General features: G+C 29.4%; 21 protein-coding genes and 2 tRNA genes. 8 read left to right on the forward strand and 15 right to left on the reverse strand.

Features of this window, described 5'->3' with window-relative positions:
- Nucleotides 1–154 precede the first annotated feature (154 nt).
- From B5X49_RS05810 to B5X49_RS05835, 6 genes are all read left to right on the forward strand, one after another.
- A complete protein-coding gene (locus B5X49_RS05810) occupies nucleotides 155–1,843 on the forward strand; it encodes a hypothetical protein (protein WP_045749182.1) in 1,689 nt (562 codons plus the stop codon).
- A 115-nt stretch (nucleotides 1,844–1,958) separates the two neighbouring features.
- A complete protein-coding gene (locus B5X49_RS05815) occupies nucleotides 1,959–2,882 on the forward strand; it encodes an ATP-binding protein (RefSeq protein WP_045749181.1) in 924 nt (307 codons plus the stop codon).
- Nucleotides 2,879–3,310 (forward strand): hypothetical protein, encoded by a 432-nt coding sequence (locus B5X49_RS05820; protein ID WP_045749180.1) that lies wholly within the window; start codon nucleotides 2,879–2,881, stop codon nucleotides 3,308–3,310. Before B5X49_RS05815 ends, B5X49_RS05820 begins: the two co-directional genes overlap by 4 nt.
- Nucleotides 3,311–3,401: 91 nt before the next feature.
- Nucleotides 3,402–3,581, forward strand: a complete 180-nt coding sequence (locus tag B5X49_RS05825) for a hypothetical protein (protein ID WP_045749179.1) — start codon at nucleotides 3,402–3,404, stop codon at nucleotides 3,579–3,581.
- Between the two features lie 2 nt (nucleotides 3,582–3,583).
- The gene (locus B5X49_RS05830) at nucleotides 3,584–4,084 is read left to right on the forward strand and encodes a hypothetical protein (RefSeq protein WP_045749178.1); all 501 of its coding nucleotides are present in this window, start codon (nucleotides 3,584–3,586) and stop codon (nucleotides 4,082–4,084) included.
- 240 nt (nucleotides 4,085–4,324) lie between these two features.
- On the forward strand, nucleotides 4,325–5,170 hold the full coding sequence (locus B5X49_RS05835) for a tyrosine-type recombinase/integrase (RefSeq protein WP_211026738.1): 846 nt from the start codon (nucleotides 4,325–4,327) through the stop codon (nucleotides 5,168–5,170).
- 91 nt (nucleotides 5,171–5,261) lie between these two features.
- Here the strand turns inward: B5X49_RS05835 and B5X49_RS05840 are convergent, their stop codons facing one another.
- The 5 genes from B5X49_RS05840 to B5X49_RS05860 form a co-directional block, all read right to left on the reverse strand.
- Nucleotides 5,262–6,980 (reverse strand): DUF262 domain-containing protein, encoded by a 1,719-nt coding sequence (locus B5X49_RS05840; RefSeq protein WP_045749176.1) that lies wholly within the window; start codon nucleotides 6,978–6,980, stop codon nucleotides 5,262–5,264.
- A gap of 1 nt (nucleotide 6,981) precedes the next feature.
- Nucleotides 6,982–7,641 carry a hypothetical protein gene (locus tag B5X49_RS05845; protein WP_045749175.1) on the reverse strand — a complete coding sequence of 220 codons (660 nt, stop codon included), beginning with the start codon at nucleotides 7,639–7,641 and terminating at the stop codon, nucleotides 6,982–6,984.
- A complete protein-coding gene (locus B5X49_RS05850; protein WP_045749174.1) occupies nucleotides 7,641–8,759 on the reverse strand; it encodes a DNA adenine methylase in 1,119 nt (372 codons plus the stop codon). Before B5X49_RS05850 ends, B5X49_RS05845 begins: the two co-directional genes overlap by 1 nt.
- A 138-nt stretch (nucleotides 8,760–8,897) precedes the next feature.
- A complete protein-coding gene (locus B5X49_RS05855) occupies nucleotides 8,898–9,146 on the reverse strand; it encodes a helix-turn-helix domain-containing protein (RefSeq protein WP_045749173.1) in 249 nt (82 codons plus the stop codon).
- Between the two features lie 124 nt (nucleotides 9,147–9,270).
- A tRNA-Val gene (locus B5X49_RS05860) sits at nucleotides 9,271–9,345 on the reverse strand.
- A gap of 198 nt (nucleotides 9,346–9,543) precedes the next feature.
- Between B5X49_RS05860 and B5X49_RS05865 the strand changes: the two genes are divergently transcribed.
- Nucleotides 9,544–11,406 carry a heavy metal translocating P-type ATPase gene (locus B5X49_RS05865; protein ID WP_045749172.1) on the forward strand — a complete coding sequence of 621 codons (1,863 nt, stop codon included), beginning with the start codon at nucleotides 9,544–9,546 and terminating at the stop codon, nucleotides 11,404–11,406.
- Between the two features lie 46 nt (nucleotides 11,407–11,452).
- Here the strand turns inward: B5X49_RS05865 and B5X49_RS05870 are convergent, their stop codons facing one another.
- From B5X49_RS05870 to B5X49_RS05890, 5 genes are read right to left on the reverse strand one after another with little or no spacing between them, the layout of a single operon-like run.
- Nucleotides 11,453–12,622, reverse strand: a complete 1,170-nt coding sequence (locus tag B5X49_RS05870) for a GGDEF domain-containing protein (protein ID WP_045749171.1) — start codon at nucleotides 12,620–12,622, stop codon at nucleotides 11,453–11,455.
- Between the two features lie 60 nt (nucleotides 12,623–12,682).
- Nucleotides 12,683–13,807 carry a GNAT family N-acetyltransferase gene (locus tag B5X49_RS05875; protein ID WP_045749170.1) on the reverse strand — a complete coding sequence of 375 codons (1,125 nt, stop codon included), beginning with the start codon at nucleotides 13,805–13,807 and terminating at the stop codon, nucleotides 12,683–12,685.
- Nucleotides 13,804–14,808 carry a glycoside hydrolase family 5 protein gene (locus B5X49_RS05880; protein WP_045749169.1) on the reverse strand — a complete coding sequence of 335 codons (1,005 nt, stop codon included), beginning with the start codon at nucleotides 14,806–14,808 and terminating at the stop codon, nucleotides 13,804–13,806. The genes B5X49_RS05875 and B5X49_RS05880 overlap by 4 nt, the downstream gene beginning before the upstream one ends.
- Nucleotides 14,805–15,437, reverse strand: coding sequence for a GyrI-like domain-containing protein (locus tag B5X49_RS05885; protein WP_045749168.1), 633 nt, complete (start codon nucleotides 15,435–15,437; stop codon nucleotides 14,805–14,807). Before B5X49_RS05885 ends, B5X49_RS05880 begins: the two co-directional genes overlap by 4 nt.
- 42 nt (nucleotides 15,438–15,479) lie before the next feature.
- On the reverse strand, nucleotides 15,480–16,691 hold the full coding sequence (locus B5X49_RS05890) for an L-serine ammonia-lyase, iron-sulfur-dependent, subunit alpha (protein WP_045749167.1): 1,212 nt from the start codon (nucleotides 16,689–16,691) through the stop codon (nucleotides 15,480–15,482).
- Between the two features lie 207 nt (nucleotides 16,692–16,898).
- On the opposite strand from B5X49_RS05890, the gene B5X49_RS05895 reads away from it, so the two are divergent.
- Nucleotides 16,899–17,609 (forward strand): lysoplasmalogenase family protein, encoded by a 711-nt coding sequence (locus B5X49_RS05895; protein WP_045749166.1) that lies wholly within the window; start codon nucleotides 16,899–16,901, stop codon nucleotides 17,607–17,609.
- Nucleotides 17,610–17,670: 61 nt separating this feature from the next.
- Here B5X49_RS05895 and B5X49_RS05900 read toward each other — a convergent pair whose 3' ends face one another.
- The 5 genes from B5X49_RS05900 to ptsP all read right to left on the reverse strand — a co-directional run bounded on the left by B5X49_RS05900 (nucleotide 17,671) and on the right by ptsP (nucleotide 22,648).
- Nucleotides 17,671–18,042 (reverse strand): hypothetical protein, encoded by a 372-nt coding sequence (locus B5X49_RS05900; RefSeq protein WP_045749165.1) that lies wholly within the window; start codon nucleotides 18,040–18,042, stop codon nucleotides 17,671–17,673.
- 484 nt (nucleotides 18,043–18,526) lie between these two features.
- Nucleotides 18,527–19,141: a hypothetical protein gene (locus tag B5X49_RS05905; RefSeq protein ID WP_045749164.1), complete on the reverse strand. Its 615-nt coding sequence runs from the start codon at nucleotides 19,139–19,141 to the stop codon at nucleotides 18,527–18,529.
- Nucleotides 19,128–20,579 (reverse strand): hypothetical protein, encoded by a 1,452-nt coding sequence (locus B5X49_RS05910; RefSeq protein WP_045749163.1) that lies wholly within the window; start codon nucleotides 20,577–20,579, stop codon nucleotides 19,128–19,130. The genes B5X49_RS05905 and B5X49_RS05910 overlap by 14 nt, the downstream gene beginning before the upstream one ends.
- Nucleotides 20,580–20,839: 260 nt before the next feature.
- Nucleotides 20,840–20,928, reverse strand: a tRNA-Ser gene (locus tag B5X49_RS05915).
- A gap of 10 nt (nucleotides 20,929–20,938) precedes the next feature.
- On the reverse strand, nucleotides 20,939–22,648 hold the full coding sequence (ptsP, locus tag B5X49_RS05920; RefSeq protein ID WP_045749162.1) for a phosphoenolpyruvate--protein phosphotransferase: 1,710 nt from the start codon (nucleotides 22,646–22,648) through the stop codon (nucleotides 20,939–20,941).
- Nucleotide 22,649: the final 1 nt, after the last annotated feature.

The following is a 22,649-nucleotide window of genomic DNA, read 5'->3' on the forward strand; positions in this document are numbered from 1 at the left end:
TTGTAGCTGTATTCAATTTTGTCATCGATGTCTTTGTAAATATTTGGAATTTCATTGTTGGTATTTGGAATTGGGTTGTTGGTTTGTTTCAAGCTTCTGAAGAGGTAGCATTTGCTTATCTTATTAGAAGATACTAAAAATAGGAGGTTTCTCCATGGTTAAAAAATTATTTATATTCATGATGTTGGTGGTCAGTGCGTTTGCACTGACTATCAATACTTCTACATATGCATTAAACGATTGGGAATTAAATGAGGACGGTTATCATTATTACACTCAAAGTCTTCAATTTGGGAATACGATAAACATTGCAGTTGATCCAACAGATGTTTTAGAAATTTTTGACTACAATTTAAACATTTATATCGTTCCTAAATCAACATCAGGTATTGCACAAAAACAAGTTAAGATTACTTTTGATTATGATGATGTACCTGGTTATTTTGGGCTTTATTATGAGTATGCAGATAAATCATATCTTGCAATATCTTTTGTATCCAATCAAGCTGTAGAAATCAAAGTGAGAAAGCTATCTGATATTACAAATATCCCTGATGATGATTTGATTGACGTCGCTTCTTTACCTCAAACTAAAAATGAAGGTAATTTCCTTATGGATGTTGGCCATGTTAATTTTTCTGTCCAGGATAGAAAGGTTTTAATCACAATAACATATTTTGGAACGCATAAAATCATTTATGATCTGGATGCTGAAACTGATATGAGTTTGTTTGATACAACTGAAGCTTACTATGTGAATTTATCCGGAGACAATCCACAAATCTACATCAATAATTCGAATAATTATTATCTAAAAGATATGTTATCCAATGTTTCAAAATCATTTGTTAAGCATACGATATGGAATCTAAAAAACAATGAACTTACACATGTGAACGAGTATGAAGCTTACACTTACATTAAACAAAATAATGAAGGTGTTTTGATTGCATATTTTTATACAGATGCGTTTGTCATGGATAGAATTTTGACTGCAGAACTTGCATATACATCAAGAGTTAGAACGGATAAATTTGGATTTATAACGGAGTATACTGAGTGGAATAGACGACAATTCAATTACACATCAGATGATGCACTTTCGTATTTAAACCTAAGTGTTGATTGGAACTTGCTTGTACCTGGTTGGGGGTTACATTCACTTGGTATTAATCCTTTAACTGCAGTAACAATACCTAGGATTGATGTAGTTAACTTCTCAAATATGACAAACTATAACATTACTCAAAATGAAGTTAAAACATACTTTGAGAGTCTTTACGATTCATTTGAAAACAATATCCAGGAGGATTCCTATAAGTTATTTGCTTTTGCACTCTCAGACGGTGCATTAATTGATACCGGAATTGTTAAGATGCAAACAGAAATTTATAACAATAAGAATAATCCGGAAGATCCTCACAATTTTCAAGTCTTTAAAATCATTTATGAAACAAATGGTCATATTTATCAAACTGTAGGTGAAGACATCGATGTCGTTATAGATACTGACCCAGACATCTCAACACCAGATAATATCTTTACTTCTATAGAACAACTACTGAAGATGTTTACCGATTTCCAAACATTCATTGCTTCTGTAGATTGGAATAATGCATTTACAATCATTATTGCTGTAGGTATTGGTATTGTTGGTCTTATGTTATTAAACCCTCTCATATTGATTATTAAGCTTATATTTGGAGGGATTAGACTTGCCTTCCTGGGCGTGATAAATCTATTCAAGATTATCTTTAAAATACCAGGACAATTATTCAATTTATTAAAACTATTATTTATCCCTAAAAAGAAAACCAAATATAAAAGGAGTTATAGAAGATGATTACTGCACTTGTTATTTATCTATTCACATTACCAGTTAGAATCCTCAAAGGATTACACAAAGCATTTCATGCACTATTCATACCTAAGGCCAAACCTAAAAAACGAGGTCGATAATGACTGTTACTAAAAAGTTGGCCTTGACTGTTGATGAGATATCAGAGTTTAACTATAAGCTTGATAGATCTATTACGAAAGGTATATCAAAGTTCATTTTAAAATATAACGATTTTGTCATGGATGAAAGAGTTTATGAACCTATTAGATACTTAACCAAGCCTTTACATAAAATATGGATTGGTGCTTGGTTAAGGAATCTAAGAAAGTCATATGAGGATTATCCATTCAATAAGCCTGGTGTATATGTTTGTGTTGGAGAACCTGGATCAGGTAAATCCTCACTCGCCATGGAGATTATGACAAGACTACTTGTAAAGACCGGTAAAGGATCATATATCAACACTGCAATCGAAGTCCCTAGAGTTGATGAAAAAACATTTAGAAAATATCTACATCATCCTAGGTTTGAAATTACAGACTTTTTCGATAAAGGGGAGATTGTTGCATATCCAAATCATTTTCAATTTGCATCGATGCATATTGATGAAGCTCATATGCTTTGGAACTATCGACAAAACCAATCCGATGAGTACATGAAAACTTTTAAACCCTTCATGAAATATGCAGTAGGGGTTAGACATTATATCAAATATATCTTTTTATATACTCAAATGGAAAAAGTCGATACGCAGTTGATGAGCTTAGGCCAAAAGAACTTCTTTGAGGTTCAAGTTAGAAAAGGATTTAATTACGCCTTATGGTTAATAAATGGACGATTTGAAACAACAATACTCGGTTGGGATTTAACATTCTTTAATATGCAATCAAATGGTTCAGGTGGTTGGGTTAAGCATCCATACAAGCAATACTTCTTACCTAGAACGTTTGACCTGGCGTTCTTTGATACATTCAACTTAAGAAGTAATTTAGGGTCAGTAAAATTTGATAATAGATTTAAAACGGAGGTAGTGAAACGATGAACCAAGATATATGGTTTCAAATATTTGAATATACACTCATGGGTGCTTTTATTGTAATTGCTTCTACACTGATATTTCTTCTAGGTATGTTTATTTTTGCAACAGCTATGTACATATTTCCAGCCAAGCAAGTTAAGATTGATTTAAAGAAAATTGCTGAGACAGAAATTGAATCCAGGATATATCTGGATGAGTATCAATTCACGATAGCAAACCAACACTTTAATGAAAAAATTGAAGAGAAAGAAAAACAACTTAAGAATATTGAAAATCAAATCAGGAGTAAAGCTGCAGCATTAAAAAGTATAGATGCAAAGCTTCAAACTGAAACAAGTTCTAAAGGTAAAAAAGGATCTAAAAAGAAAATAGAACCTATTCTAAAAGATGTCGATATATCTGATGATACAAATGAGGATGAAGTGATTTAGTTTATATATACTTTAGTATATATATAAATACTATTATCCGGAAGTTGAAATATCACACACAACAAAATTTTAAACCCTAGGAGGAATACACATGGGATTATTAAAAAAGAAAGTAACAGCATCTAAACGTAAGACGAAAACATCAAAAAAACCTACAGTTAAAAAACAATCTTCTTATGATGAATATAACGCACGTATCAGAGTTAATAATAATACTGGTAAATCTGAATTGATATCAATTCGTAAAGCACAAAAGAAGTCGAGTAAATAAACATGAAATTACTTAAGTCTAATATTAAACAACTAACAAGTAATCGATTAAATCCTCATAAATTTTCAAAGAAAAAGAAGGTTCAAACTCTATACAAAAAGAGAAATCCAACTCACTCAGGAGAAATATATTTCATGCATCCTTCTCATCTAGTTCCTAAAGGAGAAATGAAAAAGTATATGAAGAAAAAGGGTAATGCTAATCCTAGACCTGTAGCTATCATTAAAGCAAATCACGATAAGACTGCTAAAGTCGCTCAAATATATGGCACTCCAGGTAATCCTAAAAATATTACACAGAAAAAGAGAATTAAACTTCATCAAACAAATCTGAAAAAAAGTAGTTGGATTGATACTAATGATAAGGATATATCAGAGAAAACCAAGAAAAAATTCAAAGTTGGCGTGTCACCTCTGAACAAGAAAAAAGGTATTGTACATCCTAATGATATGAAACGTAGAGATAAAATATCTGGTATAAACAAACAAAAAAAGCTGACTTAGTTGACAGCTTTTTTCCATCAGTTAAACTGACGACCCAGATATTTGGGGGTAGGGACTGGATACCCATGTATCAGTATCTTATAACAATGTTATATTTTTGTCAAGCCAAGTTATCCACATATTTTGTGGAAAACTTCATGTTGCTTTTGTAAGGCTGTCAAGTATAATATACTTTGTATACGGTTGGCCAACCTTTCAAAAATTGAAAGGGATAACACAATGAATATAAACAAATCAATAATGAACTATTATGAACTAACCAAATCTAGCTATGAAAATAGCACCAATCAATATCACTTAAGGATAGTAAATCATATAATAAATGCATGTGATGCACTTAAGATAAAAAAATTGGAAAAAGTTGATATAAATGTTGGATATAAAATAATAACCTATTTAAAAAATAACACTTCAAATGGTAATAACTCTATAAAGAAAATCATTAACTATTTGCGTAAAGTGATGCAGCATTATAGGATAACCACTTCCATCGTTGATCTACCCCATTTACCTAGTGACACTAAGCCTTTTGAGAGGTTCTATCATGATGATTTAAAACTAATCATAGATTATGTTAAAAATCTTAATTCAAGTAAAAATAGTCTTGTCTATAAAACTCTTTTGTTTCTTTTACTGGATTCTGGATTAAGAATCTCAGAAGCTTTATCCATAAAAATCAAAGAAATAGATTTTAGAAATAGAATGATATCAGTATACTCAGGTAAAACTAGAAAACATAGGTATGCTCCTTTCTCTGATTTTTCATATAACTTTTTAATTCAATTAGTTCAAATACAATCTGATAGAATTTATCTTTTCCATAATTTTATTAAAGACAGATTGATTAATAAAAATGATATAAAATTATTCTACAGAAGACTTAAATCTAAACTAAAAATTGAGAGAATTCATACACATCGTTTTAGAAAAACATTTGCATCCATATTAATAGAGAATGGTTTAAACATAGACGATCTGCAAAAGTTATTTGATCACTCCAGGATAGAAACTACAATTAAATACGTCCAACATGATGAAAAGCGAGCACTCAAAGAATACAGATTATATAATGATTGGGGAGTATAATAAAAAATGAAGGTTTTTAGCCTTCATTTTCTATTGTTAAGATATTTCACTGTTTTCAATATTAAATGTAATATTTATTAGATTATGTTTCCTATTTTATAAACTTCTTAAACACTGTTTCTGTAAAAACCGTTGCTATTTTTTTACCTCTTTCAACAATATATTCAGGTGTAATAGTTTCCTGTCTGCTTAGATTATCATTAAAAATATTACTAAAGATACTTACATAAGGATTACTAATGATTTCTGTTTTTTTACCGATAACTCCATCTTTTGTCTCCCAAATTTTGTTAGAAATACTCTGGTTTACTTTCTTTGATAGTAACAAGAAATTTCCAAATCCATATATTATTCCTTCTCCATTATCTTTAATTTCATCTTTCCAAAAAGGATATTCTTTAGTCCATCTTGTATATTCTTGAGGTACAATATGCTCTAAATCTGTACCTTTATTACCAATTACGAATGCACTATCACTCTTGATTTTATATAAAGCAGTAAGTACAAATAATGCTTTCCCGGTCTTATTATCAAATGATATGCTTGGATCAATTATTTTATCATATGTGTTTGTATCTTTTTCTAAACCTTCAAAAATATCTTCTTTGTTCTCTAATATGTTTTGTAAAATGACTGCTAAGCCATGTTTAGTAGTTCCAGGTGATTGTCTAACTATATTATTTTGTAAGATAATGTATGTCAAAATTTCTATAGTTTTTTCTGATACTTTTTTGTCAGTGATACCATTCATTTCACTTAAAGCAATAAAAAGAGGATAAATTTGCTTAATAGCTGTTATTGAAACGATTGTGTTTATTGCTCTGAAGTTCTCATTATCATCATATATTAATCCATATAGTACTTCTAACCTTGATATAATTTTTTCTATATATGACTTTGATTCAGGGTCTCTAAGTTTTTTATTAATAAATGTAAATACCTTAGCTGTAGTAATTACAAATTGTTCAACTTGCACAGCATAAAGTAAATATGAATCAATAATCTCAGACTTTTTAACTTTATCATCAAATTTATTGTAGATATGATCCCACTTATAAATAATGCTTTTTTTATCCTTGAATATTTGATGGACTCTTGCATGTAATAATTGTGAAATACTTAGGGGCTTTCCAGTAGAATTAGTACTATAAAATAAGCCTTCAGCATCTGAGTCATTTTTGGCATCTAGAATAAGCATCTCAATTTTTTTCGTAAGAATATCATATAGTTTATCTAATACCTCTTCATTATCAATTTTATTAATCCAACTTGAAATGAGTTTAAAGGCTTGTTCTAATAAACTATTATTTTTCTTCTTAGTACTTGAAAAACCCAAAATATATTCAAGTGCATCTCTATCTCTTGGTTGAACTGTAATTCTAACCTCATCAATATACTCATCACTACTATTTCTACTTGTGAAAGTATATGCTTGTTTTAAAACTTCAATCTTTTTCTTATACTTTATGTCATGTGTAGCATTATATTTTTCCAGAAATTTGCTTGATGCAGCTTTGCAAAATAGAATGTAAGTTAATATTCTTTGTTGACCATCATATACATAAGTAAGATTATCATTTTGATAAAATATACCTTGTCCAATTGCAATATTTATTTCATTATTATCAATTTCATCTAATCCTGAAAACTCTAACATTTGAGATATATCAGCATAAAAATCTTCAATATGCTCTGCTTCCCATGCATAAGGTCTTTGTACTGTAGGAATTTCCAGTTTACCTTCTTTTAGATGTTGAAATAGACTTCGATAGGTAGGGTGTTGCATTTTTTTGGTGTTGATAATTGGCATATTAATATCCTCTTTCTTCAAATTTGTAAACTGTTGATTCAACCAAATTAACTATACATTTATCACATATAAAAAGGATGTTTACTATACTACTTCTCGTTTTATCTTTAATGTTTTTAAAGACAGGAAAAATTGCTTTTCTATGAATATGATTTGAATTATGCTGACAATAATCAGTTTTTATATTCAAAAACTTAAGTAATAGTGGTATGTATTTATATTTTTCAAGAAAAACGCCCATCTTAAACATATCTACAATTTCATCATCATTTTTAAATAGTTCATCAATATCTTTCATTATTTCACTTGAAGCAGAGAAAAAATATTTGGATTCAACTTTTTCAACCTTGATTTCTTTCCGGTTCATTAAACTATTTGAATTGCTTAAATTTGATGAAAGTATATTATTGAGTAATACTTTCAATTTAGACTTTCCTTTGGCAGACTTGCTTTCTTCCATTAACTCTATGGGTATTTCTACATTTGATATAAGATCTTCATATACATCTTGAATTTCTTTAGAGCTTATTTGATCCCCTTCTAAACATACAATTTCCATAATAATTAGTTCCTTCAATAAAAAAGTTATATTTTTCATTTCTGGCTCTAATAATAATTTTGGATATCGTACAATTACTTCTAACAATACTTCCCCTATCATTATATCCCCTTCTTTAAAACAAAAATGTATTCTTTATTTTTCTTAACTATTTGTTTATCGCTTCTACCGCTTTTTAGTTTTGAATAATCAATATCTATCGCTTCTTTTGGTTCAAGACTACCATATTTTTTAAGCATTTCAGTCATTTGACTATAGCTAATAATCCCCTCTGAATTATAAGATATAAGTATCCATGATGCATTTAAATTTCTCACTAAATCTTCCATACTACTTAAAGCTTCACTCTTTTTACAATAGTTACTCGATTTCCAGTTAGATGGGATTCCTGATACTCTGCTTACTTCAACATCAGGCATTTTATTCGATAGTATTAAATTGAGCATGAAATAATTTGAACCATATGAATGTTGATTATATGGTGAATCAATATAAGCTATATCAATCTTAGGTAAGTCTCTGATTAATTCATTAGTGTCTCTTTTATAAATATAAACTTCAGAATCAAAATCACTTAATATCGGTTTTTCTATTGTTATTTTCCCTAGAATTCTTTTTAGAGAATCAGAATTTGTACCGCCAAATTTACCAATTTTTGTTTCTTTATCCTTATAGAATCCTTTAAACATTCCACCTGTATTAACATGAACTGATGCTTTATACAATAGCGGTGCTAAAAAGAACTTCTTCATTTCATTTGGAACTATTTTATCAATAGCCCGTCTATATGTATCTATTCTGATTGCATTGTCATTAGTATAGAAACATCGATCATCTTTAACAATGTTCCGGTCATCTTTTGGTGAATAATTGGAACGAATAATACCATTCTTAACTTTTTTATAATTCAGTACTTTTTCTAATAAATCATCAAATTTCCCTTCATTAAAATCATTTTTATTTGTAAGATAGCATTGATTAATAATCTCTGAATACTCCTCAAAGTCATTAACGTGTAATTTACCAGCATAAGTCTTCATCATACGTGCTACTACACCAGATCCAGAGAACAAATCAGCCATAACTATTTCTTCTCGATTAACGCCTTGGTACTCACTATTTAAAATGTCGATTATAACTTGATTAATACTTGACAACAAATTCCTTTTATTTCCCAAGTATGTTATTAACTGATTCGTATAAAATGTATTATTGCCCACTTATTCAATCCCCATTCTAATGATTTTATACATTCATTTCTAATATTTGAATAAATTGTATAAAACACTTCCTTCAAATATAGTTTTCAATTATTAAAAATCTTTTTTTATAAAAAATGCCGCATTAAAAAATGTGGCTTATTGCTCAACATCATCTTTTAAAAGACTTTGTAAGTATTCTGTATATTTATTATATGCTTCTTCAAAACCAAGGAGCTCGTCTGGTGTAACCTCTAAAGCTAAGCATAATTTAATGATTTGATTCTGATCTAACTTTCGTTCTTCAGATTCTATTCTAGATGCTGCTGCTTGAGTTATACCTAATATTTCTGCAATATCTTGTTGCTTCAAACCTTTACTCAATCTAATATCTCTGAGTTTTAGCATTTTAATCACTCACTTTCATTGACATATATGTCTATTTGGTATATCATATACCCATAGATATGTCGAATTGGCATGTTGTGACACTTCCAGGTGTTGCTAAAAGGGATAATTTAGGTTTTAAAAATGGTGCACAGTACAAGGATTGAACTTGTGACCCCCTGCACGTCAAGCAGGTGCTCTCCCGCTGAGCTAACTGTGCTTTTTATATTTTTAAAGCAAAATAATTGTATCACATAAAGTGAATGATTTCAATCCATTTTATGAACTACTTTAGAATAATTCTAAACAATATTTTCTTTATCATAATTATTATAAATAAAACGTTTTTTATTATAAATAACTTGAATGTAATCCGGTAAAGTGGTATATTAAAGGTAATAAAAAAGGAGATAACATCATGGAAAATACAAAACAAAAACTAAACATTGAACTTATCTTTGTAGTCAGTTCCATTATATTGATTGTCACAGCATTTATATTACAATCAACCATATTAAGTAGTGATGACTTAATTATACTTATATTATTTGCCGTTTCATTTGTTTTAGGGGGATTCTTTAAAGCATATGAAGGCGTTGTAGAAACGATAGAAAATAAAGCATTAAATGTAGAAATACTTATGATTTTAGCAGCAATCAGTGCATTTATTGTAGGTAATGCTGCAGAAGGTGCTTTACTGATAATGATTTTCGGATTATCTGGTTTACTTGAAAGTTATGCACACTCAAAATCTACAAAAGAGTTGACTTCATTATTAAATCTTAGTCCTGATTTAGCGACTAAATATGAAGATGGTGTGGAAACAGTTGTGTCTGTAAATGACTTAACAATCGGTGATATTGTCATTGTCAAGGTGGGTGATTCTATCCCAGTTGATGGTATAATCTCACGTGGTAATTCATCAATCAATGAGGCTGCGATTACTGGTGAATCTATGCCTGTGTCCAAAAAAATAAATGATAAAGTATATGCAGGAACATTTAATCTTTCATCACCTATATTAGTTGAGATTAAATCCAATCCAAATGAGTTTGTTGTCAATAAGATTATTGACTTAGTAACGGATGCACAAGATAATCAAGGTGTCAAACAAACCAAAATTGAAAAAATTGAAAAATGGTATGTATATATTGTTATTTTACTCGCTTTAGGTTTCATGTTTATACCTCCACTATTTGGTATACTACCATTTGAGGAATCCTTTTATAGAGGAACTGTTGTATTAGTCGTTGGTTCTCCTTGTGCATTAATGGCATCCATTGCGCCAAGTATGTTATCAACAATATCCAATGCAGCAAGAAAAAGAATTCTTATTAAAGGTGGCTCTCACTTAGAAACACTTGCAGGTATAAAGGCAGTTATTTTTGATAAAACAGGTACAATCACAAAAGGTGAACCAAGTGTTGTTGAAGTTAATATTGATTCTAAATATCCAAAACAAGATATCTTAGATGTCATTTACTCAATGGAAAAATTATCCACACACCCACTTGCTTATGCAATTACAAGTTACTTATCCGATAAAGCAACATATACTGGTTCAAAAGTCATTGAAGTTCCGGGGCATGGTATGGAACTTAAGTTAGGTAAAGATATTTATAGAGTAGGTAGATTTGAACACATTGATGCACACTTCTTATCCCCACAAATGTTGAAATCAAAATCCTTAGGACAATCTATTGTAGAAATCATACTTAATGATCAATTAATAGGATATATCGCATTAAAAGATGAATTAAGACCAGACATTCAAAAATCGATTCAATCCTTGAAAGATTTAGGTATTACACCAATTCTACTAACGGGTGATAATCAAGAAACTGCAACCATTATTGCTAAGGAAGCAGGTATTGAACAAGTTATTGCAGGTGCTTTACCTCATGAAAAGAAAAATTATGTTGATCAAATGAAAGTTAAATATGGCTCTGTCATGATGATAGGTGATGGTATAAATGATGCTCCAGCACTCGCATCAGCAGACTGTGGTGCTGCAATGGGTAGCGGTACGGACCTTTCATTAGAAACAGCTGATGTCATTTTTATGAATAACAATTTAGGTAATGTATCTACACTCATTAAACTTGCAAAAGCAAATCAAACAATTATTTATCAAAATATGATTTTCTCTATTTCAGTTATTGTTATATTACTCTTAACAAACGTATTTGGACTTATCAAATTACCTCTAGGTGTTATTGCTCATGAAGGTTCAACCATTTTAGTCATTTTAAACAGTTTAAGAATGTTACTTAAGAAATAATTTATTTAAAAACCCGTATAGATTTGTATATTCTATACGGGTTTTATTATAGGTTTTTATGAAATTTTATACCTTGTTTACCTGAGTGTTTTACATCATACAATGCACCATCAGCAAGTTTAATTAAATCAACGATATTATTTGCATCTTTAGGATAAATAGAAATACCTGTAGAAAGCGTAACACTGAATTTAAAATCTTCTATTTCAATTAAGTGTTGTACAGTTTCTAATTCGTTTTTAATTTGATGAAACTCTTCTTTATTTTTAAGATTAACTTCGATAACTGTTATAAATTCATCTCCACCAAATCTTGCTACAAAGTAATCTTCTTTTTTATTGTTGGTGAGTATCTTAGCAATTTCAGCCAATACCTTATCGCCAATATGATGACCATAAGTATCATTGATTGTTTTAAATTCATCAATATCGGTAATAGCCACCATAAATGTTTTACGGCTAAGTACTAACTCTTTCATACGTTGTTCTAACTTTCTTCTATTTGGAAGACCCGTCAAATAATCCGTAAAACTTTGTTGTTCGAGTTTATAACGTTCTGCTTTTAATTCCTCAACTGCTCTTAAATTAACACTTACAATTAAAATGAATGAGAACATGGTAAACATAATTGCAGTAACCGCATCAATCAATTCACTTGCTGAAAAATTATAAAATAGTAAATCATCAAATTGTTCTGTCATAATTATGACGATTCGAATCATCATAATCAAACTTACAAAAACAGTCATAAACATAATTGGAGATAAAATTAGTAAACGAATCCTTTTAAATTGAGAACTTGTTTGAATAAACATTCGAATCATCATATAGATAACAACAAGTGTAACAATCACACGGCGTATGTCAATTCGGTCAATCCCATAACTAAATATTACTAAACCAATCATAGTCATAATTAAAACAATAAATAGGTCTTTGAATGTATCTTCTATATTTAAGAATTTATGTAGACCTATATTAAATAAAATTAAACTTAATATGAGTAAACCATTACCTAAATAAAGTGGTATCCACAAAGGCATTTGGTGATTAAATGCATTCATTATAAATGCTGCCAATTGAAAAAAAACAGCAAGTGTCCAATAATCTAGTCCTTTATAGAGTTGATTCACATAAATATGTGTTAAAAATAGTCCAAAAATCACTGTGATACAAAAAATACTGATCACAGTAATAAAAATAATCTGCTCTCCCATGGATATGTACCTCCCAATACATGATCCTAAAACTATAAACATTTATATTATAACATTTTTTTATAAATCAATAGACTTCTTATATGATCTTCTTCTTTTAATCATCGTTGGATTAAAATCCTTCCACTGTGCTTGAATACTTGTATTTTGTTCAAGTTCTGGACCTGTTAAGGCATATAATACACCTTGCTTATTACCTTCTTTAATACCATCTTCCATGATTAAGGATAAAACACCTTTTCCTTGATGTGATGGATCAACAGCAATAAAATAAAAATCGATTACGTTGAATTTTTTAATAGATTTTAATAATCTTAAAAAGCCAAATGGCAATAATTTTCCATCGTTTTTCTTGTTAGCTAGAGATAAGCTTGGCATCATTAAGCCAAAACCTACAACTTTTTGATTTTTATCTTTTACAAACCATAGAAATTCTAGCTTAACTAAGGATTTCATTTGTTTAATATAGTAATCCATAACTTTGGTAGTAATTGGTAAAAAGCCGTATAATGACTTAAATGCATCATTATAAACATTGAAAGCTTCGTATATATATTTATTAAGTTCTCTTTTTGACTTAAGTTTAACTAATTCATATCCGAATCTTTTTTGGGTAATATAAGCACCACGTTTCACCTTTTCAGGAACGTAACTTGGCCAAGGTATCATGGATTCAATCCAATCAACATCTTTTATGTATCCAAGTTTTTCTAGATGCTCCATATAATATGGTGGATTCCAAATGGTTATAAACATATTTAAATATTCAAATCCTTCTACCAATAAACCCATTCGGTCCATATCGGTGAAACCCATCGGACCAATTACATCGGTTTGACCCTTAGATAGACCCCAACGAGATACAGCATCAAGTAATGCTTTTGAAACCTCAATATCATCAATCATATCAATTCTAGAGAATCTGACAGTTTTTGTAGAAAATTCTTTATTATATTGATGATTGATGATTCCAGCAATTCTTCCTACAACTAAATTATCTTTATATGCAAGAAATCGAACACTTTCACAGTATTCATGCACAGGATTCTTTAATTTATCAAAAACTAAAAGTTCATCCATTTCTAGTGCTGGAACATAAGAAGGAATATCTTTAAAAAGTGTACTTGGAAATCTTGTAAAAATGATTGCTTCTTTTTTAGTCAAAACCTCTTTGATTTGTATCATGGTTTAAGAATTCCTTTTTTAACTAAACTTCTGAAATCCCAATTATGTTTTTCCATATGATGTTCTATTTTGTAATTCCAAAAATAATAACCCGTTCCTTTTGAGTAAGCAAGTAATTGAGTCTGAGCTAGTTCTTTTTCAAATGTTTCTTGATTAAAATCAGCTGGTTTATTTAAGGTTGGATAATGAATACCTAAACTCCACTCCCCCACATAGACAGGAACCATTTTATTGAGTTTTTCAATCATAGGTAATCTCACATTTAAGATTTCATCAATATGTTCTTTTGGAGATGAATTTTTGAGTCTTTCTTCAAAACAATGATATAAATGTAAGTCAAAACCAACATTTTCCAAATTATTTTTAGTGAAAAATTCAGTCCATGTATGATCCATTGGTCTAAATGCATCATGAAATACGATTTGTTTGTCAGAGTTTTTTCTAATTGCTTTATATGCATCTAAGTAAAATTTTTGTATAATAGATAAATCTGTTAAAAAGTGTGGTTCATTAAGAACCTCAATAGAAAAAACGCTTGGATGATTCAAGAGTTCTTTAGAAATATATGATAAAACATCGACTGTTTTTTCAATATTTTTGTTGTCTTTATGCCACTCAATGACACCTTCAATTCCACCATTATCAAATCCATTTTGTGAACCGGGTGCAGTGTGCAAGTCAAGCATAACCATTAAATCATATTGACTTGCCAGATCGAGTGCATGTTTAATATATTTTAAAGGACTTATGTAAGGTTCTTCTCCTCTTAACCACCAAGGAATAGGAATTCTAACAGAATGAATACCCAGTGATTTAATATATTTAAAGTCAGACGATTGAATAAATGTTTCCCAGTGTTTTTCTAACGCTTCTTTTGGATTAGGATGTTGTGTAACAAAACCTGTCTCATCGTTTGTTTTTAAGCCTTCAAATAAACTTTGAGACATCCATCTTTCTAAAACAAACCAACCACCTAAATTTACCCCTTTAATAAATTTCATACGTTACCCCTTTTCTTAATTGGATGTCTAATAATCGTTTTTAACTTTTCACTAGACACTTTTCTTGGATCTGATAAATAAATTTCATGATGTAATCTCTCTGGACTAAAATCAATTTCATACCCTTCTTGATTCATAAATTCATTCATTTGTTGTATTGTTTGAACTTCTGTATCATATGGTCCTATATGTAGCATTTGAACCACTAATCCTTCCTCATATATCAAAAACTTTACTTCACTTAAATCCATTCCTTTTTTAACTTTTATGAACTGTATTGCCCATAAATAATCTTTCTCATGTATAAAATCTGGCATAGGAATCATTAGTTTGTATACAAACAAATCTTTTCTTAATGGATCAAACCCTTCTATACCTTCTTGATACCAATATCCTTCAAGTGGTGCGACAGTAAAAGGTTCAAACCCTTTAATAAGATAATTATTTTTATAACTCATTCGAATCGTATATGCCACTTGATATAATTTAGATACATCATCTTTGTAACTTGAATTGATATCATTAGGATTTCCCCGACCTTGAATCATCAAAAATTTGGATTCTTGAATGTGTAAAATACTTGGAATTTGTTTATTAGGATATAATACTTTATTCTTTTTAATATCCATTTGGGTTTCCTTTCAAGGTACAATGAATCGGTTATATAAGAATTACCAACAATTTTCATCTGTACCCTTATAGTGTTTTGCTAAACCTGCCATACTGGTTTCTTTATAATCTGTATGCATGGAAAGTCCTGTTTGATACATCGTTTCAATTACCGTATCAAAAGATATTTTTCTTGAGTCACTTAAAAAATAAGATAATCCACATGCATCAATTGCACGTAGCGCAGCGACAGCATTTCTTTCTATACAAGGAATTTGAACATATCCATTTATCGGGTCACACGTTAAACCTAAATGATGTTCCATCGCAATTTCTGCTGCATATTCCACTTGATTGATTGAAAGATTAAAAAGTGTAGCATGTGCAGCTGCAGCCATTGAACACGCAGAACCAACCTCAGCTTGACATCCAGCAACTGCACCAGAAATAGATGCATTATGCTTAATTAAGTTACCAATTAATCCTGCAACTGCCAATGCTTTAATGACTCTAGTATCATCTATAAAGGCATGCTTTTCTCGCATATAGTATAATACCGCTGGCAATACTCCACATGCGCCACATGTAGGAGCGGTAACAATTATCCCACCAGCCGCATTTTCTTCACTAACAGCAAATGCATAAGCACTTACTAATCTATTTTCAGTGATTTCAGAAGGTTCATTCACCATAACCTTCTCTATTAATGTTTTAGCTTTTCTTTTTACCTTTAAAGGTCCTGGTAGTGTTCCATCTATTGTAATACCTCTTTGGATTGCATCTTTCATAGCATTCCAAATATCTTTTAAGAAATCAACAATCTCTAATCCTTCAAACGTTACAACGTAGTCATAAAGTGACAGATGATGTTTTCTACAATAAGCTTTAATTTCATTAAAATTTTGATGTGGATATACATGAGTTTCTAATGATTCTCTACCAACAAAAACGATTCGTCCACCACCAGTTGATTTTACTTCATCAGTTGATATTAACTCATCGTTTTTATAACCTAAAACAAGAATGGTGTTTGCAAACTTTTCTAAATCGATTTTTGTTTGAAATTCTATGGTTGAAGGAAATGCAGAATGAAGCATCGCCTCTTCTGTCAAATGCCCTTTTCCAGTTAATGCTAAAGAATTATATAAAGTAACCTGGAAATGTGTGATATCAGGATGTTCTTCCTTAATCATTTTTATTGCACGTGCCGGCCCCATTGTATGTGAAGATGAAGGTCCATAACCTATTTGATACAAAGATCTTAATGATAGCATATTATTTCCTCTTAATGTTTAAGATAATTATAACACTATTCATTATTTTACTCTATAAATTTTATGCTGATAGAAGATAAATCCTTAACTCAAGAAAATATAATATCTCCCTGTCTTAATTTTCAAATATTGCATATTCCTTGTAAAGCCAACAATTAATATTTATAATCGAATTTACAATATAAATTTTAATATAAGGGGATATATATGAAATCATTAACGAAGAATGGGTTATACCTGCCGATTGCAGTTGTTTTAATTTGGTTGCTTAGAGAGTTTTATTTATTAATTAACCTAAGTTGGAGTAATGGATTCACATTACAATATATACTCATATTTTATATACTTGCGATGAGTTTCCAAGTCAATGAAAAGAAATTTCAAGCATATATGTTTGTTTTAGGTTCAATATTCTGTTTATTAGGTGATACATTTTTAGCAAATGCGATGAGCCATTATATTAATCTAGGTTCAATGCGTATGCCATTAGGAATAGCAGGATTCTTTGTAGGACATACTTTTTGGTTTATAGGTACATTACAGTTTAAGGATAAGGTTTCTTCTAAAAAGTCATATTTATCATTCTTAATCACTTTTACAGTCATGATTGTTTTGTGGTTTTTACTGATTAATGATAATTTTAACTTCTTATCGATCTTAGCATTGGTTTATTGTGTCGCATTAGGCACACCTCTTGCTTATTCTATAGCAAGAGTAAAACTGAATAGAAATTATGTTCTACTCACTATATTTTATAGTATATTCATCTTCTCTGATTTATTGATTGGTATGCATGAAATTAAAGGTATTGACATACCTATTTATGGATTCTTAGTGTGGTTTACATATATTATTGCATTATCTGGTATTACATATGCACTTGTCTCTCATAGAAACAAATCAGATAATTTAAATTAATCTTTTACTGCTTTATATGGGTAGTACTTAAAATAGAAAAAAGGATTATTTTCCCCTTCTTTTATGCTTTTATAAAATAAGTATGTGCTTCTTTTATGAGTGCATCACTAGCAGTATTCACAAACTGAACAACATTGCAAAAGACATAAGTTAATCCATTATCAAAAGTGATGACCCCTTCGCACATTGCTCCTTTTCCATGACTTAATGCATTCTCAACTGTTAACTCCAATATTTGCGGCTTAGTTATTAAAATTTGAGATAATTGATCTAATTTTACAATATGATTCTCTCCCACTATTCTCCATGTGAAATCTTCTCTCACATGAGTCTTAACAGCATCAATGTCTTTCTTTGATAGTGCGATTGTTAAGTCTATAACGCGTTCCATTTTTGGTGCATTCCCACAATGAAACATAACTTCAATCTTCATCTTAAATCTCCTCTTCTTAATAAAAATTTAATCATCAGTAATTTGAGTCGAACTTCTAATTTCTATATTACCCTAGGTAATCTATCTTTAGAATTTACAACTTCTAAAGGAACGTCTGTTTCAACTTCTTAATAACTTAACAATAGGCATTTTATTCAAGTTAATGACATTCTGTCTAATTTTTCAGTCTTTTTCATATTACCTTTTATCTGATACCTTTTGTAAATATTAGTTTACACAAAGTACAGGTTTTCGTCATTCAAATGACACTATATAACTTGAAAATAGGGGATTTCACCCTTTCTGCATGAAAAAAGTTCGATACTTAGGGCGATTGGTAAATCGCTTCTGTATCGAACCTATGCATTCAATATGGCAACGTTACTCAATTTTAATACAATTGCATACCCTTAGCCTTGTAATCGTTAAAAAGTTAAATATTTTGCATACCCCTATAACGAAATTTGCATACCCTAATATTAATTTAAATTGAATTACCGAAAACTTCATTATTAACTTCAATATCATTTTTTATCACAGAAGCTAATAATTCCCAATTGTAATAATATTTACTATCTATTTGTTGTCCTTTACTGATATATGTTTGATTATTAGAGAATTCTTTTGTTATTGTTATATACCAATCTTGACGTTGTACTAAATTCATAAAATTAATACAAATATTTTCATTATAAAAAGAATAACAATTAAATGGGCCATAGAACCATAATTTACCATTTTCATCTTTCATGTCTCCAAGTTCTACTTTATCAAACTTAAATCCATAATCTTTAACTAAAAAACTAAAATGTTCCATTATAGAATATGATACATCACAAATTATTTTTTTAGTTATATTTTCAACCCAAACATAAGTATCAAAACCATCAACCCAAAATGTTTTGTCTAATAACTTTGGCTTTACAAAACTAAAAAACTTTTTAACAAAAAAACCGTTTTTTGTATCTATAAATCCATCTTTAAGTTCTAATTCTTTAATAGCTTTCTTTGCATTTTCTAAAGAACTATAGATTCCAATATCCTTCTTTTCAATGTGATCAATAAGTTTATATTTATGTGTAGCTTTATAATAAAACATACATATTTTCTCCTTTTAATTTCTCCTTTATCAATTCATAGATTTTCTTATCATTTTTTGATTTATGTAAAGTATATTTTTTATTATTTACATAGAAAGAAATTTTATCATCAAATGATAAATTAGAAATGCCTTCAAAATTAGTTTCTATAGCACGATAGCCGTTAACATATAATATTCCTTTTTCTCTAATCTCAAAACAAGAATCGAATGAAGAATTTTTTGATAATAATTCTTTTATAATTACAATCAATGTGATAAGTAAAGTGACTACTGGGATTCCTATACCAAATATTAAATAGAATGCCCATTTCATTTCAGGATTTAATAGTTGAATAATTAGACATAAAATATTCCATCCAAGTGGTGCAATCATTATATATTTAATCATATTTAGTAAACAATAAATTCTACTATATTTTTGACTAAATACTAATTCTCCTAATCTTTCTTCAATCGGAACCCCAAAATAATCACACCAAGGGAAATCATCAAAATATAAATTATGTAGTTCGCATTTATTTTTAAACTCATTGACTTTATTAAGCAATAAAGTTCTTATTTTATTTTCTTTATTAGATATATTATACGAGTAAAAACTTAAAACATAATTTTCTAATAAGATAAAGCATTTTATCATATCATTATCGTTATCAATATATCCAATAACATTTCTTTCTTTTAAATCTAAAATATTATTATAAATCTCTCTATAAGAAAAAGAATAATCAATATTATTTAATTTTAATTTAATCTCATTATCATCAATACTATAATCAAAACTCTCTAATACTGTTTGTTTTTCAAAAAGGAAATTTAATGACATTTTATTAACTTTTAAAATTCTTTCTTCATTATATTTAGGTGAATCAAAATTAAATTCTATATATTGTTCTTTTTCATCAATTCTCATGTCACAATGAAAAAAAGTATCACCAACACTTAATGTATTTTCTATTATTCCACTACATTTTAAAATAACAAGTGATCCCCATGTTGTATCAACCAATATTTCAAGTATATTACCATTTTGTTTCATTGCTAAAATATATGCATCGTGAAATGAGCCTGTATTAAATTCTAAAACTTCTAAACATTTAGTTGTTTTAACATCAATATATTTAGAATCGTTAAAATTATTCGCAATATTTATTGTTTCATTTAACATGTCTAAAGTATATTTTTTACTCTTTACAATTTTAAAAATGTTTCGTTTATTCCAATAAGATTTAAAATTATTTTCTACTATTGCAAAGTTGCCATGACTATAATCTATTACTAAAAATTGATTACTTGAATTACTCTTATACAAATCAATAACTATTAGTTTAGAATAATCAGCATTTAAAACTACAGCTTTACTACTCCATCCAGACAATGAAAGAGCCATAACTGGAGAAATATATACTTCATTTTCTGTCATTATTTTAGCAAACATAATAATCACAACTCCTTTGTAATGTTATACCATACATTGTTAATTATTCATAATAATTAGTAATCGTTAAATTGTTCAGTAATCGTTAAAAGGTTGATACTTCGCACGTGTTCTCTTATATAAACTGGGTTGAAAAACAATACCTAGAAAAATAAAAAAGCCCACTGAAGGGCTAATAATGGCTTAACGGTGAGACTTGTACCCTTAGAAAATTAAAAAAATCTCGATACTTTTATTGTATCGAGAATCATTAACTATAATGGCGGAACAAGAGGGATTTGAACCCTCGCACCTGTTACAGTCTACACGCTTTCCAAGCGTGCCTCTTCAGCCACTTGAGTATTGTTCCGTATAAGAAACTAAATTAATAGTTTCTTTAAATATTCATCTACTAAATCATGTACTTCGATATTAGTTTCTAATTGAAGTGCTTGATTTGCTAGTGATTTTAAATCACTTAAGTATGTTTGTTGAAATTGGTATTTAATTTCAGGAATTACATTGGAGTGCATGCTTAATGCATCAATTCCTAACCCAATTAATAGAAATGCTTGTTTAAGGTTTGCAGCCATTTCACCGCAGACGCTAACCATTATACCAAATTCATGTGCCTTGTCAACTATATCCTTAATTAATTTTAGCAATATAGGATTATATGGTTGATATAGATAGGATACCTTATCATTCATGCGATCTGCTGCAAACAGATATTGAATTAAATCGTTTGTTCCAATACTAATAAAATCTATTTCTTTTAAAAACTTTTCTATACCGATTGCAGTTGATGGAACTTCAACCATAATGCCAAGAGGTGGCATTATAACTTCAATAAACTCCTCTTTTAATGAACTGATTGCATCATGTAATATAGATTTAGCTTGACGCAATTCATCAATTGTTGAAATCATTGGAAACATGATGGATAAATTTTGATGTTTATTGGCTTTTAGAATTGCTCTTAACTGAGTTTTAAAGAGTGCGGGGTAACTTAAACTATAACGTATCGCACGATTACCTAAAAAAGGATTGGCCTCTTTTCTTATATTTAGGTAACTTAAATTTTTATCTCCACCAATATCTAAGGTTCTCACGACAATTTTTTTGTCCTGATAACGCTCTGATATCTTTTGATAAAACTCAAAAAGTTCATCTTCAGTTGGAAAATCATTTTGTTCCATATATTGGTTTTCTGTTCTTAATAATCCAATACCATCCGCACCAAAATGAATCGATTCATCAATATCCTCAAGTGTACCTATATTTGCAAGAATCGGTATATGCTTGTGATCTTTTGTCACAATTTTTAAATCTTTAACGACAGAGAACTTTTCTTTTTCTAATCGGATTTTTTCTTTTAGATCCTCATAATATGTAAGTACTTCTTCTGTAGGATGTATGATAACTAATCCTTTTTTACCATCCATTATAACCACTGCATTTTCTTCTAAACCTGTAACATCGATACTTGAAATTGATGGTATACCTAAATGTCTTGATAATATTGCACTATGGCTTGTTTTAGATCCAAACTGAGTTAATATACCTTTAATATATCGAGTATCTAAATGTAGAGTCTCAGATGGTAATAAATCCTTTGCAACCAAAATCATATCATATTTCGGTTGTTGGATCATTTCTTTTTGACTAAAGATATCTAATACACGTTTCGTTACATCTTTTAAATCTAATATACGTTCTTTAATATATAAATTATCTGATATCTCAAACATATCAATAAATTCAGACATGGTTTGTCTAAATGCATAAGCCGCATCCAATTGGTGGTTCATAATTTTATCAGTTACACGTTCAATTAACATTGGATCTTTTAACATCAGTGTTTGTGCACTAAAGATTTCAGCATGTTCTTGACCAATTTTGGTTTTAGATTGTAGCGTAAGTAATTCTAATTGAGAAACAGCTTCTTTAATCGTTTCATTAAAACGATTAAGCTCAACATTTTTATCCGTTGAAAACTTTTTTAAGCTCATCTGAGTGGTTTCAGCTAAGTGATGTATTTTTGCTATTGCAACTCCACTGGAGACCGCAATGCCTTTTAATGTTTGCATA

It is taken from the genome of Acholeplasma oculi (genome assembly GCF_900166985.1).
Taxonomy (GTDB): domain Bacteria; phylum Bacillota_I; class Bacilli_A; order Acholeplasmatales; family Acholeplasmataceae; genus Acholeplasma; species Acholeplasma oculi.

Excerpts from the sequence above, each read along its gene's own strand:
- B5X49_RS05825 (WP_045749179.1), top strand. The coding sequence starts at position 3,402 with ATGGGATTATTAAAAAAGAAAGTAACAGCATCTAAACGTAAGACGAAA.
- B5X49_RS05815 (WP_045749181.1), top strand. The coding sequence starts at position 1,959 with ATGACTGTTACTAAAAAGTTGGCCTTGACTGTTGATGAGATATCAGAG.
- B5X49_RS05875 (WP_045749170.1), bottom strand. The coding sequence starts at position 13,807 with ATGATACAAATCAAAGAGGTTTTGACTAAAAAAGAAGCAATCATTTTT.
- B5X49_RS05885 (WP_045749168.1), bottom strand. The coding sequence starts at position 15,437 with ATGGATATTAAAAAGAATAAAGTATTATATCCTAATAAACAAATTCCA.
- B5X49_RS05820 (WP_045749180.1), top strand. The coding sequence starts at position 2,879 with ATGAACCAAGATATATGGTTTCAAATATTTGAATATACACTCATGGGT.
- B5X49_RS05880 (WP_045749169.1), bottom strand. The coding sequence starts at position 14,808 with ATGAAATTTATTAAAGGGGTAAATTTAGGTGGTTGGTTTGTTTTAGAA.
- B5X49_RS05835 (WP_211026738.1), top strand. The coding sequence starts at position 4,325 with ATGAACTATTATGAACTAACCAAATCTAGCTATGAAAATAGCACCAAT.
- B5X49_RS05905 (WP_045749164.1), bottom strand. The coding sequence starts at position 19,141 with ATGTTTTATTATAAAGCTACACATAAATATAAACTTATTGATCACATT.
- B5X49_RS05910 (WP_045749163.1), bottom strand. The coding sequence starts at position 20,579 with ATGTTTGCTAAAATAATGACAGAAAATGAAGTATATATTTCTCCAGTT.
- B5X49_RS05900 (WP_045749165.1), bottom strand. The coding sequence starts at position 18,042 with ATGAAGATTGAAGTTATGTTTCATTGTGGGAATGCACCAAAAATGGAA.
- B5X49_RS05840 (WP_045749176.1), bottom strand. The coding sequence starts at position 6,980 with ATGCCAATTATCAACACCAAAAAAATGCAACACCCTACCTATCGAAGT.
- ptsP (WP_045749162.1), bottom strand. The coding sequence starts at position 22,648 with ATGCAAACATTAAAAGGCATTGCGGTCTCCAGTGGAGTTGCAATAGCA.
- B5X49_RS05845 (WP_045749175.1), bottom strand. The coding sequence starts at position 7,641 with ATGATAGGGGAAGTATTGTTAGAAGTAATTGTACGATATCCAAAATTA.
- B5X49_RS05810 (WP_045749182.1), top strand. The coding sequence starts at position 155 with ATGGTTAAAAAATTATTTATATTCATGATGTTGGTGGTCAGTGCGTTT.
- B5X49_RS05855 (WP_045749173.1), bottom strand. The coding sequence starts at position 9,146 with ATGCTAAAACTCAGAGATATTAGATTGAGTAAAGGTTTGAAGCAACAA.
- B5X49_RS05865 (WP_045749172.1), top strand. The coding sequence starts at position 9,544 with ATGGAAAATACAAAACAAAAACTAAACATTGAACTTATCTTTGTAGTC.
- B5X49_RS05895 (WP_045749166.1), top strand. The coding sequence starts at position 16,899 with ATGAAATCATTAACGAAGAATGGGTTATACCTGCCGATTGCAGTTGTT.
- B5X49_RS05830 (WP_045749178.1), top strand. The coding sequence starts at position 3,584 with ATGAAATTACTTAAGTCTAATATTAAACAACTAACAAGTAATCGATTA.
- B5X49_RS05870 (WP_045749171.1), bottom strand. The coding sequence starts at position 12,622 with ATGGGAGAGCAGATTATTTTTATTACTGTGATCAGTATTTTTTGTATC.
- B5X49_RS05890 (WP_045749167.1), bottom strand. The coding sequence starts at position 16,691 with ATGCTATCATTAAGATCTTTGTATCAAATAGGTTATGGACCTTCATCT.